Origin of the sequence: Aliidongia sp. (assembly GCF_035943795.1) — a bacterium.
In the GTDB taxonomy this organism is placed as follows: domain Bacteria; phylum Pseudomonadota; class Alphaproteobacteria; order ATCC43930; family CGMCC-115725; genus Aliidongia.
The window spans coordinates 61,779-75,309 of the sequence record NZ_DASZBY010000120.1; the positions used below are offsets into that span (position 1 = coordinate 61,779).

Consider the following 13,531-nt stretch of genomic DNA (forward strand, 5'->3'; position numbering starts at 1 on the left):
CTCAGGCCGTCTGGACGCCGGCGATGAATTGCTCGACCTCGCGGTTGAGCGCGGTCGATTGATGGCTGAGATCGTCGGCGGTCTGGCGCACCTGCCCGGCCGCGACACCCGTCTCCGCGGCGGCCGTGCGCACCTCGTCCAGCTGGCTCGAGACCCGGCCGGTCACCGTCGCCACGTCCTGGGCATCGCGCGCGACCTGGTTCATGGCGCTGACCTGCCCCTGCACCGCCTGGGTGATGGCGCCGGTCAATCCATCGACTTCGCGAATGCGCGCGCCGATGCCGCCGATGGCCTGCACCGCGGTTTCCGTCGCCTGCTGGATCGCGGCGACCTGTCGTGTGATCTGTTCGGTCGCCGCCGCCGTCTGCGAGGCCAGGTTCTTGACCTCGCTCGCGACCACGGCGAAGCCCTTGCCGGCCTCGCCGGCCCGCGCCGCCTCGATCGTGGCGTTCAACGCCAGCAGGTTGGTCTGGGCCGCGATGGCACTGATCACGCCCACGACCTGGCCGATCTGGGCGGCCGCGTCCGACAATTGGGCGACTTCCCGGTTGGTCGCCTCGGCATCGCCGACCGCCCGCGCAGTGAGGCGCGAGGATTGCTCGACCTTGTCGGACACTTCGGACAGCGAGGCCCGCATCTCCTCGGCGGCACCGGCGACCGCATTGATGCTTTCCGCCGCCTGCTGGACCGCGCGCGCGATCTCTTCTGTGCGTTGGGTCGCATCGCCGGCCGTCCCGGTCATGGCGCCAGCCGCATCGATCATGCGCCCGGTCGCCTGCCCGACCGCGTCCAGCGTGCGGCCGACCGAGGTTTCGAAGCCACGGCACAGCAAGCCCAGCCGTCCGGCCCGCGCGAGATCGGCCTCCTGCGCGCCTAAGCGTTCCGCCGCGAGGCGGTCTGCGTCGAGCGCGCCTTGCCGCAGGGCTTCCAGTGTCACCGCCATCTCGGCGAATTCGTCGTCCTGACCGACCAGCGGCACGGGTTGCGCATAGTCGCGCCGGGACAGATGGCCGATCGCGGCGCTCAGGCTGCGCACCGGAGTCACCACCCGGCGGCGGATCAACCGCAGCACGAAGGCGGCACCGGCCAGCGCCAGCAACAGCACCGCGCTCGATGCCGCCAGGGAAAAGCGCGCCGATGCGCGCTGGTCTTCGGCACGCCGCTGCATCAGGTCGAGGGCGGTCAGCGCGATCTTGAGGATCGGTTCGAACGGCGCGTTGCACAGCGTCGTCCATTGCCCCGGCGTCACTGGCGCCGTACCGCTGTCGTCGAGCTTCCGATAGACCGCGTCGCGCTCGGCAATCGATTTTCCCATGGCTGCGTCCGCTTCGGCCAGCGCGCCTCGCAGGGCGCTGGGCACGCCGGGTCGCACCATCAGGCCTTTGAGCGAAGTCCAACCGGCCTCGCCCGATCCCCGCAGCCGGTCGACGCCCGCCCGCACGTCGGCCGAAAGCTTCTTGCCGCCGGCGACGGCCCCGCGCGAGGCCGAACATTCGGAGCCGGCGGCATCGCGGATGCCCCAGGCCGTCTGTCGGGCGCCAACCAGTTCGCCGACGAACGGATCGGCGATCCGCGCCTCTCCGGCAACATTGAGCGACGCTTCGTTCAGGCTATCGATGACCGCACCCAGTCCCTTGTACCAGGCCTCGGTCGCCTTGATGTCGCGCTCCGCCTTTGGCTTGGCGGCATAGGCATCGAGTTGGTCCCACAGTTGGCCGACGGCGCTCCAGCGTTGCTGCAGCTCCACGGTAAGCCGATCCAGCCCGGCGCCGCCGATGCGCGGCAGGACCCTGACCGCCGCCTGGAACTCGTTGGCGTCGCGGGCGCGCACCTCGGCCAATTTCGGCTTCGGATCGTCGAGATTGAGTAGCGCGGTCTGGATGTCGCCGCGCGACACGCGCAGCGCCTGCATCGAACCGAATACGGTGCGATCGGCCTCGGCGAGCGTAACCAGACGACTGGCCTCGGACGTCTCGCGGATGGCAGTGACGACCTGAAGGCCCAGCACGATGACGAGCAACGCCGACAGGGCGACGAACGCGGCTGTCAGCAGGCTGCCGACACGTAGACGAAGCCCAAGACTCATGCCGCCCTCCCCATCGGCGCGCTTGCGTCGCGCGCCCCCCAAGGGGCTGACTTTACATTAAAGTTTTGACAAATCGTTACACGACCCGAGATTCGGCACCCCGACACGAGGCACCGACCCCCGGGGTCGCGTCATCCGCGCAGGCTGGCGCCGGTCAGCTTCACGACCTGGGCGACGACCGTCTTCGACACGGCCTCGATCGCTTCATCGGTCAAGGTCGCCTCGACCGGCTGCAGGGTCACGGTCAGGGCCAGCGACTTCTTGCCCTCCGGCACGCCCTGGCCGGTATAGACGTCGAACAGGCGGACCTCGGTGACGAGCTTCTTGTCCGCGCCCCTGGCTGCCCGCAGCACCGCCTCGGCGGTCACCGCCGTATCGACCAGAAAGGCGAAATCGCGCTCGATCGGCTGGAAGGGCGACGGTTTCAACAGCGGCCGGCCCTTCTGCGCCTTGGCGGGCGGCACCGCATCGAGATAGACCTCGAAACCTGCCACCGGCCCCTTCAGGCCCAGTTCGCCCACCAGGCGCGGATGGATCTCGCCGAAATGCGCCAGCACGTTCTTGGGGCCGAGGCGGATCGAGCCACCCCGCCCCGGATGATACCAGCCCGGCGGGTCGGCCGTGACCTGCAGGTTCTCGACCGGCGCACCGGCGGCGGCAAGCGCCGCGAACGCGTCGGCCTTGGCGTCGAACGCGTCGACGGGCGCGCCGGCGTCGCGCCACAGTTTCCTGGCCGTGCGGCCATGCCGGATGCCCGCCGCGACCAGGGACTGGCCGCCCGGGGTGTCGTCGCGATACTGCGGCCCCAGCTCGAACAGCGCCACGTCGCCATAGCCGCGATCGGCATTGCGCTGGGCCGCGGTCAGCAGGTTGGGCAGGATCGTCGGGCGCATGATGTCGAGGTCGCTCGAAATCGGATTTGCAACCATCAGCGACGGGTCCACCGTGCCGAACAGGCTGTGATTCCCGACACCGAGCAGCACGCTAGACATGAAGGAATAGGTCACCGCCTCGTTCAGGCCGCGCTCTGCCAGGGTCCGCCGGACCAGCCCGGCACGGCGCTGGCTGGCATCGACGGCCTGGCCCGGCAGGGCGCCGACCGGCAGCAGCGGCACGGCGGGGATATGGTCATAGCCATGGAGGCGCAGCACCTCCTCGACCAGGTCCGCCTCGCCTTCGATGTCGGCGCGCCATGACGGCAGCGAGACGGTGAAATCCGCCCCGGTCTTGACGACCGAGCAGCCGAGATGGCTGAGGATGCGCGAGATCGCCTCGTCCGGCACCGCGACCGCGCCCAGGCTCTGGACCCGCTGAGGCCGCAGGGTGATGCTGCGCCGCCAATCCGGCTCGGCGCCAGTCGCGGTGACCTCGCCCGGCTCGCCGCCGCACAAGTCGAGCACCAGCCGCGTCGCGATTTCGATCGCGTCGAACACGAAGGCCGGATCGACGCCGCGCTCGAAGCGATAGCGCGCATCGCTCTGCACGTTGAGCCGGCGCCCGGTTTCGGCCGTGCGGATCGGATCGAACAGCGCCGCCTCGATCAGCACGTCGACGGTATTCTCGTCGCAACCCGTCGCCTCGCCGCCCATCACGCCGCCCAGGCTGACCACGCCACTCTCGTCGGAGATCGCGATCATGCCGGCTTCGAGCGCATACTCCTTGCCGTTGAGCGCCAGCATCGTCTCGCCGCCCGCCGCCGGGTGCACGGTCAGGTCGCCCGTCAGCTTGCCGACATCGAACACATGCAGCGGCCGGTTGAGGTCGAAGGTCGCGAGGTTGGTGATGTCGACCAGGGTCGAAATCGGACGCAGCCCGATCGAGGTCAGACGCTCCTGCAGCCAGGCCGGGCTCGGGCCGTTCCTGACGCCGCGGATGACCCGGCCGACGAACAGCGGGCAGTCCTTGGCGGCCGCATCGGCGATGTGGATCCGGACCGGGCTCGCGAACCGACCGGCGATCTTCTCGACCGCGAGCGGCTTCAGGCTGCCGACGCCGGCTGCCGCCAGATCGCGTGCGATGCCGCGCACGCCCAGGCAATCGGCCCGGTTCGGCGTGATCTTGATGTCGAGCATCGGATCGTCGAGGCCCATCACGGCGGCGAACGGCTGGCCGACCGGCGCATCCGCCGGCAGCTCGATGATGCCCTCGTGGTCGTCGCTCAGCCCCATCTCATAGGCCGAGCACATCATGCCGTTGGACGCGACGCCGCGGATCTCGCTCGGTTTCAACACCAGGCCGGTGCGCGGAATGGTCGAGCCCGACGGCGCGAACACGATCTTGAGGCCGGCCCGCGCATTGGGTGCGCCGCAGACGACCTGTACCGTTTCGTTGCCGGTATCGACCTTGCACAGCCGCAGCTTGTCGGCATTCGGATGCTGGTCGGCCGACACGACATAGCCGACCGTGAACGGCGCCAAGGCGGCACCGCGATCCTCGATGCCGTCGACCTCGAGGCCCAGCATGGTGAGACGGGCCGAGAGCGTCGCCAGGTCGGCGTCGGTCTCGAGATGCTGCTTGAGCCAGGAAAGCGTGGTTTTCATCGGCTGAGCCCTCCCGTCAGGCTCGGTCGTTCCAACGGCAGGAAGCCGTAATGACGCAGCCAGCGCAGGTCGGACTCATAGAAGGTGCGCAGATCCGGAATGCCGTATTTCAGCATCGCGATGCGCTCGATGCCCATGCCGAAGGCGAAGCCCTGGTAGCGGGTCGGATCGATGCCGCAGTTGGCCAGCACCTTGGGGTGGACCATGCCGCAGCCGAGGATTTCGAGCCATTCGCCGTAATTGCCGAGCTTCAGCTCGCCGCCGGAACGCAGGCAGCCGATATCGACCTCGGCGCCGGGCTTGACGAACGGGAAATAGCTGGGCCGGAAGCGCAGCGGCAGGTCGTCAATGTCAAAGAACGCGCGCAGGAACTCGGTCAAGCAACCTTTGAGATGCCCCATGTGGGTCTTCTCGTCGATCACCAGCCCCTCGACCTGATGGAACATCGGCGAATGGGTCGCGTCATGGTCGAAGCGGAAGGTCCGGCCCGGGCAGATGATCCGGATCGGCTGGCCCTGGGCCAGCTTGTCCTTGTCGCGCAGCATGGTACGGATTTGTACCGGCGAGGTGTGGGTGCGCAGCACCTTGCGCGTGCCGTCCGGCTTGTCGGCCAGATAGAACGTATCGTGCTCCTGGCGCGCCGGATGGTCGGCCGGGATGTTCAGCGCTTCGAAATTGTAGAAATCGCCCTCGATGTGCGGGCCTTCCTCGACGTGAAAGCCCATGGCGCCGAAGATCGCGGTCAGTTCGTCGATGGTCTGGCTGATCGGATGGATCCGGCCGGCCCCGTCATAGGCGACGGGCAAGGTGACGTCGATCCGCTCGGACGCCAGCCGGCGCTCCAGTGCCGCCTCGCCCAGGTGCGACTGGGCGGCGTCGATCGCGGCGGCGATCTCGTCCTTCAGGCGATTGAGCGCCTGGCCCGCGGTCTTGCGCGCCTCGGCGTCGAGGCCTCCCAGGTCCTTCATCAGGCCGGTGATTTCGCCCTTGCGGCCCAGGGCCTGGACCCGGACCTGGTCGAGCGCCACCGGAGTGTCCGCCGCGGCGATTTCCGCCAGCAGGCGGCTGCGCAAGGCTTCCAACGCGTCCATCGCTTCCCTCGGGATCAAACGAGACAAAAAAAGGGCCGAAGATCGGATCTTCGGCCCTGGTATCGTGCGGATCGTTCGCTTGAGGCGCGCGCTCTCAAGGCGCGTCGCGACAATACTCGACCGGCGGGGCCGTTAACGGGTCCCGGTGGTAAATCGAGCGGCGTGCGAACGAGTCATCATCGGTTGGTTATTCGGCCGCAGCCGAAGCCTTCTCGCCGAGCGCCTTCTGGGCGGTCTCGACCAGCGACTGGAACGCAGCCGGCTGGGTGATGGCGAGGTCGGAGATGATCTTGCGATCCAGCTCCACGCCGGCCAGCTTCATGCCGTTCATGAACTGCGAATAGGTCAGTCCATGCTGGCGGGCGCCGGCATTGATGCGCTGGATCCACAGGCCGCGGAACGATCGCTTCTTGTTGCGACGATCGCGGTACGCGTACTGAAGGCCCTTTTCGACCTTCTCGATCGCGACGCGAAAGACCTTGCTGCCACGGCCGCGATAGCCCTTGGCAAGGTCGAGGATTTTCTTGTGACGGGCGTGCGTGATGACGCCCCGCTTGATGCGCGCCATGTTCTCAGCCCCTCAGATACGGCATGTACCACTTGACCAGATTCGCGTCGCCCTTCTGCAGGGTGACGGTACCACGGGCCTTGCGCTTCATTTTCTGCGGCTTCGAGATCAGGCGATGACGCTTGTGCGCGACGTTCATCTTGATCTTGCCGGTCGCGGTGCGGCTGAACCGCTTCTTCGCGCCGGATTTGGTCTTCAGCTTGGGCACTTTTCAGTTCCTTTGACCAAGGTTGCGATACGGTGGCTGGCATGCCCTGCGGCGCTAAAGCGCGGCCATGCCACCGAGATGGAGGCGGTTCGTATAGGGCATAGGTCGAAGGAACGCAAGCGGCGGCAGCCCGTAGGGCCGGCATGGAAGGGGGCCGCGCGGCGCAAGGCTGCGGGCCCCTCTCGAATTGAAACCGATGTCCGGTCGGTTTGCTAACCGTCAACCTTGGCCGGCAGGTCTTCGCGGATCGCGCCGCGGATGCGTTCGCGCAACGCCTCGGAGACCGGACCGATGTCGTGGGCACCGTGGGCGTGGTCGAGTTCCTTCACGATCACCTCGGCATCGGTCGGGCCATGGACCTGGTAATCGCAGCCCGGAAAGACCGAGCCGCATTCGAGGATCTTGCTCATTTCCATCTCCTTCGAGGAGCCACAACCGGCCCCCACAAGGATAACAGCCCCGGCTTGAACCCCGTTCCTCGGATCAGCCGTGCAAGGGACCAGGGCCGGGCTTCCAATCCGGTGGCGCCAGTTCGAAGTGAGCGAACTCGAAGCCAGGCGACACCGTGCAGCTGACCAGGGTCCAGGCCCCGAGGCTGACTGCGCATTGCCACGCGTCCGGCGGCACGACCGCCTGCGGCTTCAAGCCGAGCGCCAGGTCGCCGCCCAGATGCACGCCCCAGGCATCGTGGCCGTTTTCCGACACCGTGAGGGCCAGCGGAGCGCCGGCATGCCAGAACCAGATCTCGGCAGCATCGACCCGGTGCCAATGGGACGATTCGCCGGCCTGCAGCAGGAAGTAGATCGCCGTGACCGCCGCCCGCTCGCCCGGCGCCGCGGGTGCGCGATAGGTCTCGACATAATGCCCACCCTCGGGATGCGGCTGCATCCCGAGGGTGCGGATGATCTCGGCGGCGGTCATGCCTTGGGCTGGGTCGCCTGGAACGAGGGGCGTGCCGAAACCTTGGCGTACCAGGTCGCGAGTGCGGCGTAGTCGCCGCGCCAATCCTCGTCGGGAAAACGGAAATCGAGATAGCCCAGCGCGCAGCCGGCCGCGATCTCGCCGATCGTCAGGCTGTCGCCGAGGCCCTCCGCCGCGAGCGACGCCACGGCCTGGCGCACCTTGCGGAACTGCCCGTCGACCCAGTCCTTCCAGCGCAGCGTCTCGGGCCGGAGATACCCCTCGTAACGGGTCAGCAGCGCCGCATCGAGCAGGCCATCGGCCGTGGCCTGGCGCCGCAGCGCGGTCCAGCGCGCCGGCCCCGCGGCCGGGAACAGCCGGTTGCCACCATGCAGCGTATCGAGATATTCGGCGATGACACGGGAGTCGAACAGGCTCTGCCCGTCGTCCACCAGCAAAGTCGGTACCTTGACCAGCGGGTTCCGGGCCGCGACCTCCGGGTTGATCGCGGTCGGTGTAACCGCGCTCGGCACCAGTTCGATGCGATCGACCAGCCCGGTCTCATGGGCCACGACCATCACCTTGCGGACATAGGGCGATGCCGCTGAATAGAGAAGTTTCATGCACGGCCTTTCCGGCGTCGTTGTCAGAAATTATCCTTGCCGCGACGGATGGCGGCAAAGACCTCGGTGGCCGGTCGCCCGGCAAGGCCGAGCGCGGCCTGGACCGCCGGTACGTCGGCCCGCAGGAACGGATTGGTCGCCTTTTCGACGCCGAGGATCGTCGGAATGGTCGGCTTGCCGGCCGCCCGAAGCGCCGCGATCTCGGCCGCCCTTGCCTCCAGCGCCGGATTGCCCCGCTCGATCGTCAGGCCGAAGCGCGCGTTCGACTGAGTATATTCATGGCCGCAATAGACCCGCGTCGCATCGGGCAGCGACCGCAGTTTGCCGAGCGAGCGCCACATTTCGGCGGGCGTGCCCTCGAACAGCTTGCCGCAACCGAGCGAGAACAGGGTATCGCCGGAAAACAACGCCTGGTCCGCCTCGAACCAGAAGGCGATATGGCCGCTGGTGTGGCCGGGCACCGCGAAGACCTGCGCTTCGCTGCCGCCGACCCGGTAGCGGTCGCCTTCGGCGAGCGGTACGTCGACGTCGGGGATGCGGTGCAGGTCGGCGCGCGGTGCCGCGATCAAAGCACCCGTCGCCGCCTTCAGCGCAGCATTGCCGCCGATATGGTCCAGATGATGATGGGTATTGAGAATATGGCCGAGGCGCCAGCCCTCGGCCTCGAGGACGGCCAGCACGGGCGCCGCTTCCGAAGGGTCGACGACCGCCGTCTCACCGGTTCCGGCATCATGCAGCAGATAGCCGTAATTGTCGGACAGGAGCGGCACCAAACGGATTTCGAGCGCCATCGCGGATCTTCCCAGTCGCCTCGGACGTCCCACCATAGGGTCGCAGCCCTGCGCGCGCCAAGCCTTCCCCGTCACGTTTTCGTGCTAATCTCCGGTGCAATGTACTCCGACGTCGTCGATCTCCGCGATTTCTACCAATCGAGCCTGGGCCAGGTCGCCCGGCGCATGATCCGCCGCCGCATCCGGATCATCTGGCCGGACGTGACCGGGCTGCGCATGCTCGGCATCGGTTACGCCACCCCCTACCTGCGCCCGTTCCGCGACGAGGCCGAACGGGTCGTGGCCTTGATGCCGGCCGCCCAAGGCGTCTTGCAATGGCCGCGCGACGAGCTGAACGTCGCGGCCCTGTGCGACGAGGCCGAACTGCCGCTGCAGGATGCCTCGATCGATCGGGTCCTGCTGATCCACGCGCTCGAATGTAGCGAGGAACTGCGCCCCATGCTGGCCGAGGTCTGGCGCGTGCTGGCCGGCGGCGGGCGCGTGCTGATGGTCGTGCCGAACCGGCGCGGCATCTGGGCGCGGCTCGACCGCACGCCGTTCGGTGCCGGCCATCCTTTTACCCAGAACCAGCTGTCGCGCCTGCTGCGCGAGATGGCGTTCACCCCGGTGTCGAGCGCCGCCGCCCTCTATATCCCGCCGACCGCGTCGCGCATGGTGCTGTCAGCCGCCGGGGCGTGGGAGAACATCGGCGAACGCTGGTTCAATTCCTTTGCCGGGGTGACCATGGTCGAGGCGACCAAGCAGATCTACGCCAAGAGCAAGCCCGAGAAGCGGCCCCGCCGGCACTTGGTCTACAAGCCGGCCGCGACCTCGATTTGATTTCCGGAGCCGTCATGCGGATCGCGATCCTTCTCGCCGGCCTGGCCCTCGCCGGGTTTTCCCCGCACGCCGTCCTGGCCGCAAGCATCGACTGCGCCAAGGCGAAATATCCCTACGACAAGGCGATCTGCGCCGATCCGGAATTGAGGCAACTCGATGTCGATCTGGCCGCCGCCTATGACAAGCTCGCCGCCATCGCCGGCGAGACCGGACGCGACCGGATCCGGCGGGGCGAGTACGACCGGCACACGTATACCGAAGAGCTGTGCGCATCGAGCGACAAGGCCTGCCTGGCCGCCGCCTATCGCCAGGGCCTGAGCAGCGTTGCGCGATTCGCCGAACAACCTGCCGGTGCCGCCCTGGTGCCGGTCGAACGCTTCCGGCTGACCCTGGTCGGCAGGAACGGCCCGAAGACAAGCGTCGCGAGCGCCTTTCCACGGATCGACCATCCCGCCGTGCCATGGGCTGGTCAGTTCGAGAAGGCAGCCCGCCGCACGGCCGAAGCCTTGCTGCCGGAAGATCCCGCGACCGACGCCGTCGTCGACTATCGGTCGACCTATCTGGCGCCCGACCTGGCGGCCGTCGCCTTCCTTGTCCAGACGTTTCCCCATGGCGCCGCGCATGGCACCGGCCGGTTGGTCGCATTCGCCTATCTGCCGGGCGAGCAGCGAGGGTTGCGGCCGACCGACCTGTTCCAATCCGGCACGACCTGGAGCGGCTTTCTGGCCGAAAGCGCCCTTGCCGGCCTGCAGCAACAGGCGACGGCCGGCGGCTGGGCGCTCACGGTCTCCAGCCCGGGCGAACTCGAGACGACCGTCGCCGATCCCGACACCTGGGTGATCCATCCGAACGGCCTCGGTCTCGCATTCGACGAGGGCAGCGTTGCCGCCCGTGTCGCCGGCGCGCACGAGGTCCTGATCCCCTGGGCGGACCTGAAGCCCTACCTGTCCGCAACGCCGGCCTTCGCGATCCCGCAGCCTTAGCGTCCGGCTACTCCGCCCGGCGCAGCAGGAAGACGCCTTGCTCCGCCAGCCAATTGGCGGCGGCGCCATCGGCCCGGCACCGCCACGGCTGGCCGATGCGGTCGAGCATCTGAGCCTGCTCGACCACGAGGCCGAGGTCAGCCGCCAGTGCGAGGAAGTCGCGGATCGTGCACAGATGGATGTTCGGCGTGTCGTACCAGCTGTGGGCCAGCAGCGAACTGCTCGGCATGCGGCCGGTCACGAGCAACCCGAGCCGGACCCGCCAATAGCCAAAATTCGGCACCGAGACGATGGCGCGCCGACCGATGCGGGTCAGCCGTTCCAGCACCTGGCGCGGCTGGCGCGTCGCCTGCAGCGTCTGGCTGAGGATCGCATAGTCGAAAGCATCGGCCGGGTATGTCGCCAGATCATTGTCGGCGTCGCCCTGGATGACCGACAGGCCGGAGCGCACGCAGGCATTGACGCCGGCCTGGCTCAATTCCATGCCGCGCCCGTCGACACCCTTTTCCGCCGCGAGAGACGCCAGGAGTGCGCCGTCGCCGCAGCCGATGTCGAGCACCCGGCTGCCTGGTGCCACCATGTCGGCGATCAGGCGCAGGTCCCGGCGCAGGCCGTTGCCCAGGCTCACGTCAATCCCCGGTGCCGGGCACAGCCATCGATGAAGCCCTGCAGCGTCGCGAAGAATTCCGGCTCGTGCAGCAGGAAGGCGTCGTGACCGGCATCGGTCGCGATCTCGACGAAGCTGACGTTGCCGGCGACCGCATTCAAGGCATGGACGATGACCCGGCTCTCCGACGTCGGATACAGCCAGTCGCTGGTGAACGAGATCACGCAGAAGCGCACCTGGGTGCCACGGAACGCCTCGGCCAGCCGCCCGCCATGTTCGGCGGCCAGATCGAAATAGTCGGTGGCGCGCGTGATGTAGAGATAGGAATTCGCGTCGAAGCGCTCGACGAAGCTGGCGCCCTGGTGCCTGAGGTAGCTTTCGACCTGGAAATCGGCCTCGAACCCATAGGAAATCTGCTGGCGGTCCTGCAGGTTGCGGCCGAACTTGCGGTGCAGGGCCACCTCGGACAGATAGGTGATGTGCGCTGCCATACGGGCGACCGCCAGGCCCCGCTCCGGCCGCTTGTCCTCAAGAAAATAGCTGCCGCCGCACCAGTCCGGATCGGCCATGATCGCCTGGCGGCCGACCTCGTGGAACGCGATGTTCTGGGCCGAATGGCGCGAGGCGGTCGCGAGCGGTACGGCCGCGAACACCCGGTCCGGATGCGCGGTCGCCCATTTCAGCACCTGCATGCCCCCCATGGAGCCGCCCAGGGCGCAGAACAGTTGGTCGATGCCCAGGTGGTCGATCAGGCTCACCTGCGCCGCCACCATGTCGCCGATCGTGATGACCGGGAAATCGAGACCCCAGGGTTGCCCGGTCGCCGGATTGACCTCGCGCGGACCCGTCGTACCGAGACAGCCGCCCAGCACGTTGGAACAGATGACGAAATAACGGTCGGTATCGATCAGCAGGCCCGGACCGATCAGGGTGGTCCACCAGCCGGGCTTGCCCGTGATCGGATGAGTGTCGGCCACGAACTGGTCGCCGGTCAGAGCGTGGCAGACCAGGATGGCGTTCGACTTCGCCGCGTTCAGCCGGCCGTAGGTCTGGTAGGCCACGCGATAGGACGGCAGCACGGCGCCCGACTCTAGGGTCAACGGGGCGTCGACAACCAGGACCTGACCTGCGGCAGCGTCGTTCGCTCGGCGGATCGTCTCGGACAAACTCATCTCGAACAAGGGGTGATGCCGGCCGCAGGGGAAAGCATGCCGGAGCGACTGAATTGCAGATGGTATCTCGGCCGCCCCTCGGGACATGTCAAATGCTTTATATGCGGCGGACCCCTCGGACCGCCGCGGCGGATCCGGATGCGATTCGGGTTGTCGCTCGGCCCCGGGCGAGCGCAACATGCAAAGGTCTCGAAGTTTGAGACCGTGGAAACGCTTGAACCTTTTCGTTGAAACTGTGGTTGTTTGACTTTCCCATCATGGCCTCAGAGACCAGCCTCGACAGCTTGAGACAGAAGATCGACCGGATCGACGAGCAGATGCACGATCTGTTGATCGAACGCACCAGCCTGGTCGAAGAAATCCGGGGCCGGAAAAACCGGTCCGGTGCGCCGGTCATCCAGCCGGCCCGCGAGGCCGAGATCTTCCGTCGGCTGGCCGCGCGCCATCGCGGACCGTTCCCGCTGGGCGCGGTGCACCGGATCTGGCGCGAGATCATCACCGCGATCACCGCGCTGCAGCAGCCGCTCGCCATCGCCGTCTATGCCCCGGATGACCAGCCGGGCGCCTGGGACATCGCTCGCGACCAGTATGGCAGCCAGGTGCCGATGACGCCGTTCAGCACGATCAGCCAGGTGATCCGCGCCGTGACCGACCGATCGGCCACGATCGGTGTACTGCCCATGCCGTCCGAGGACGAGGCCGATCCCTGGTGGCGTCAGCTGATCTCCCGCGATACCGGCGCGCCGCGCATCATCGGCCGCCTGCCCTTCGCCGGCCGCGGCAATGCGCGCGCAGGGCGCGACGCGGTCGCCATCGCCTGCCAGCCGGTCGAGCCCAACACCTGCGATCGCTCGTTCATCGTCGTCGAGGTGCCGGCGCAGATCAGCCGGGCCCGGCTGCAATCCTGCCTCGCCGCCGCCGGCTTCCGCTGCGACCTGCTGGCGGTCTGGACCAGCGACGGCCTGTGCCTGGCGCTGGCGGAGCTGCATGGCGCCGTGGCGCCCGACGACGCGCGCCTTAGCGACTTGTCGGCACAGCTGGGCGAACCGATCGACCGCGTGTCCCACCTGGGCGGCTATGCCGAGCCGTTCGTGACCACGCCGCGCGCCTGATACCACCCGTCTGAAGAGGCCTTTCGCCGTG

At 67.7% G+C, this 13,531-nt stretch carries 14 protein-coding genes; 3 read left to right on the forward strand and 11 right to left on the reverse strand.

The annotated features are described in order from the left end of the window. Window position 1 precedes the first annotated feature (1 nt). The 9 genes from VGV37_RS23895 to gloB all read right to left on the reverse strand — a co-directional run bounded on the left by VGV37_RS23895 (window position 2) and on the right by gloB (window position 8,807). Window positions 2–2,086, reverse strand: coding sequence for a HAMP domain-containing methyl-accepting chemotaxis protein (locus VGV37_RS23895; RefSeq protein ID WP_326882294.1), 2,085 nt, complete (start codon window positions 2,084–2,086; stop codon window positions 2–4). A gap of 131 nt (window positions 2,087–2,217) precedes the next feature. Further along, on the reverse strand, window positions 2,218–4,626 hold the full coding sequence (pheT, locus tag VGV37_RS23900; RefSeq protein WP_326882295.1) for a phenylalanine--tRNA ligase subunit beta: 2,409 nt from the start codon (window positions 4,624–4,626) through the stop codon (window positions 2,218–2,220). After that, on the reverse strand, window positions 4,623–5,717 hold the full coding sequence (gene pheS, locus VGV37_RS23905) for a phenylalanine--tRNA ligase subunit alpha (protein WP_326882296.1): 1,095 nt from the start codon (window positions 5,715–5,717) through the stop codon (window positions 4,623–4,625). The genes pheT and pheS overlap by 4 nt, the downstream gene beginning before the upstream one ends. Window positions 5,718–5,904: 187 nt before the next feature. Further along, on the reverse strand, window positions 5,905–6,285 hold the full coding sequence (gene rplT, locus VGV37_RS23910; protein WP_326882297.1) for a 50S ribosomal protein L20: 381 nt from the start codon (window positions 6,283–6,285) through the stop codon (window positions 5,905–5,907). A 4-nt stretch (window positions 6,286–6,289) separates the two neighbouring features. Continuing rightward, the gene (rpmI, locus tag VGV37_RS23915) at window positions 6,290–6,493 is read right to left on the reverse strand and encodes a 50S ribosomal protein L35 (RefSeq protein ID WP_326882298.1); all 204 of its coding nucleotides are present in this window, start codon (window positions 6,491–6,493) and stop codon (window positions 6,290–6,292) included. 212 nt (window positions 6,494–6,705) lie between these two features. After that, window positions 6,706–6,903, reverse strand: coding sequence for a DUF1059 domain-containing protein (locus VGV37_RS23920; protein WP_326882299.1), 198 nt, complete (start codon window positions 6,901–6,903; stop codon window positions 6,706–6,708). A 73-nt stretch (window positions 6,904–6,976) separates the two neighbouring features. After that, a complete protein-coding gene (locus VGV37_RS23925) occupies window positions 6,977–7,414 on the reverse strand; it encodes a cupin domain-containing protein (RefSeq protein ID WP_326882300.1) in 438 nt (145 codons plus the stop codon). Beyond that, on the reverse strand, window positions 7,411–8,016 hold the full coding sequence (locus tag VGV37_RS23930; RefSeq protein WP_326882301.1) for a glutathione S-transferase: 606 nt from the start codon (window positions 8,014–8,016) through the stop codon (window positions 7,411–7,413). Before VGV37_RS23930 ends, VGV37_RS23925 begins: the two co-directional genes overlap by 4 nt. A gap of 23 nt (window positions 8,017–8,039) precedes the next feature. After that, window positions 8,040–8,807 carry a hydroxyacylglutathione hydrolase gene (gloB, locus tag VGV37_RS23935; protein ID WP_326882302.1) on the reverse strand — a complete coding sequence of 256 codons (768 nt, stop codon included), beginning with the start codon at window positions 8,805–8,807 and terminating at the stop codon, window positions 8,040–8,042. Between the two features lie 99 nt (window positions 8,808–8,906). On the opposite strand from gloB, the gene VGV37_RS23940 reads away from it, so the two are divergent. Continuing rightward, entirely contained in the window at window positions 8,907–9,626 is a 720-nt protein-coding gene (locus VGV37_RS23940; RefSeq protein ID WP_326882303.1) for a class I SAM-dependent methyltransferase, read from the forward strand. A 14-nt stretch (window positions 9,627–9,640) separates the two neighbouring features. Continuing rightward, a complete protein-coding gene (locus tag VGV37_RS23945; RefSeq protein ID WP_326882304.1) occupies window positions 9,641–10,609 on the forward strand; it encodes a DUF3298 domain-containing protein in 969 nt (322 codons plus the stop codon). Between the two features lie 7 nt (window positions 10,610–10,616). Here VGV37_RS23945 and metW read toward each other — a convergent pair whose 3' ends face one another. After that, window positions 10,617–11,189 carry a methionine biosynthesis protein MetW gene (gene metW / locus VGV37_RS23950; RefSeq protein WP_414638088.1) on the reverse strand — a complete coding sequence of 191 codons (573 nt, stop codon included), beginning with the start codon at window positions 11,187–11,189 and terminating at the stop codon, window positions 10,617–10,619. Window positions 11,190–11,233: 44 nt separating this feature from the next. Next, window positions 11,234–12,388, reverse strand: a complete 1,155-nt coding sequence (metX, locus tag VGV37_RS23955) for a homoserine O-acetyltransferase MetX (protein WP_326882379.1) — start codon at window positions 12,386–12,388, stop codon at window positions 11,234–11,236. Between the two features lie 257 nt (window positions 12,389–12,645). Between metX and VGV37_RS23960 the strand changes: the two genes are divergently transcribed. Continuing rightward, window positions 12,646–13,500 (forward strand): chorismate mutase, encoded by an 855-nt coding sequence (locus VGV37_RS23960; protein WP_326882306.1) that lies wholly within the window; start codon window positions 12,646–12,648, stop codon window positions 13,498–13,500. Window positions 13,501–13,531: the final 31 nt, after the last annotated feature.

Bases quoted from the DNA above. Each gene is read 5' to 3' on its own strand.
- metX (WP_326882379.1), bottom strand. From the start codon at position 12,388: ATGAGTTTGTCCGAGACGATCCGCCGAGCGAACGACGCTGCCGCAGGT.
- VGV37_RS23930 (WP_326882301.1), bottom strand. From the start codon at position 8,016: ATGAAACTTCTCTATTCAGCGGCATCGCCCTATGTCCGCAAGGTGATG.
- VGV37_RS23920 (WP_326882299.1), bottom strand. From the start codon at position 6,903: ATGAGCAAGATCCTCGAATGCGGCTCGGTCTTTCCGGGCTGCGATTAC.
- rplT (WP_326882297.1), bottom strand. From the start codon at position 6,285: ATGGCGCGCATCAAGCGGGGCGTCATCACGCACGCCCGTCACAAGAAA.
- VGV37_RS23945 (WP_326882304.1), top strand. From the start codon at position 9,641: ATGCGGATCGCGATCCTTCTCGCCGGCCTGGCCCTCGCCGGGTTTTCC.
- pheS (WP_326882296.1), bottom strand. From the start codon at position 5,717: ATGGACGCGTTGGAAGCCTTGCGCAGCCGCCTGCTGGCGGAAATCGCC.
- pheT (WP_326882295.1), bottom strand. From the start codon at position 4,626: ATGAAAACCACGCTTTCCTGGCTCAAGCAGCATCTCGAGACCGACGCC.
- VGV37_RS23960 (WP_326882306.1), top strand. From the start codon at position 12,646: ATGGCCTCAGAGACCAGCCTCGACAGCTTGAGACAGAAGATCGACCGG.
- VGV37_RS23895 (WP_326882294.1), bottom strand. From the start codon at position 2,086: ATGAGTCTTGGGCTTCGTCTACGTGTCGGCAGCCTGCTGACAGCCGCG.
- VGV37_RS23940 (WP_326882303.1), top strand. From the start codon at position 8,907: ATGTACTCCGACGTCGTCGATCTCCGCGATTTCTACCAATCGAGCCTG.
- metW (WP_414638088.1), bottom strand. From the start codon at position 11,189: ATGGTGGCACCAGGCAGCCGGGTGCTCGACATCGGCTGCGGCGACGGC.
- gloB (WP_326882302.1), bottom strand. From the start codon at position 8,807: ATGGCGCTCGAAATCCGTTTGGTGCCGCTCCTGTCCGACAATTACGGC.
- VGV37_RS23925 (WP_326882300.1), bottom strand. From the start codon at position 7,414: ATGACCGCCGCCGAGATCATCCGCACCCTCGGGATGCAGCCGCATCCC.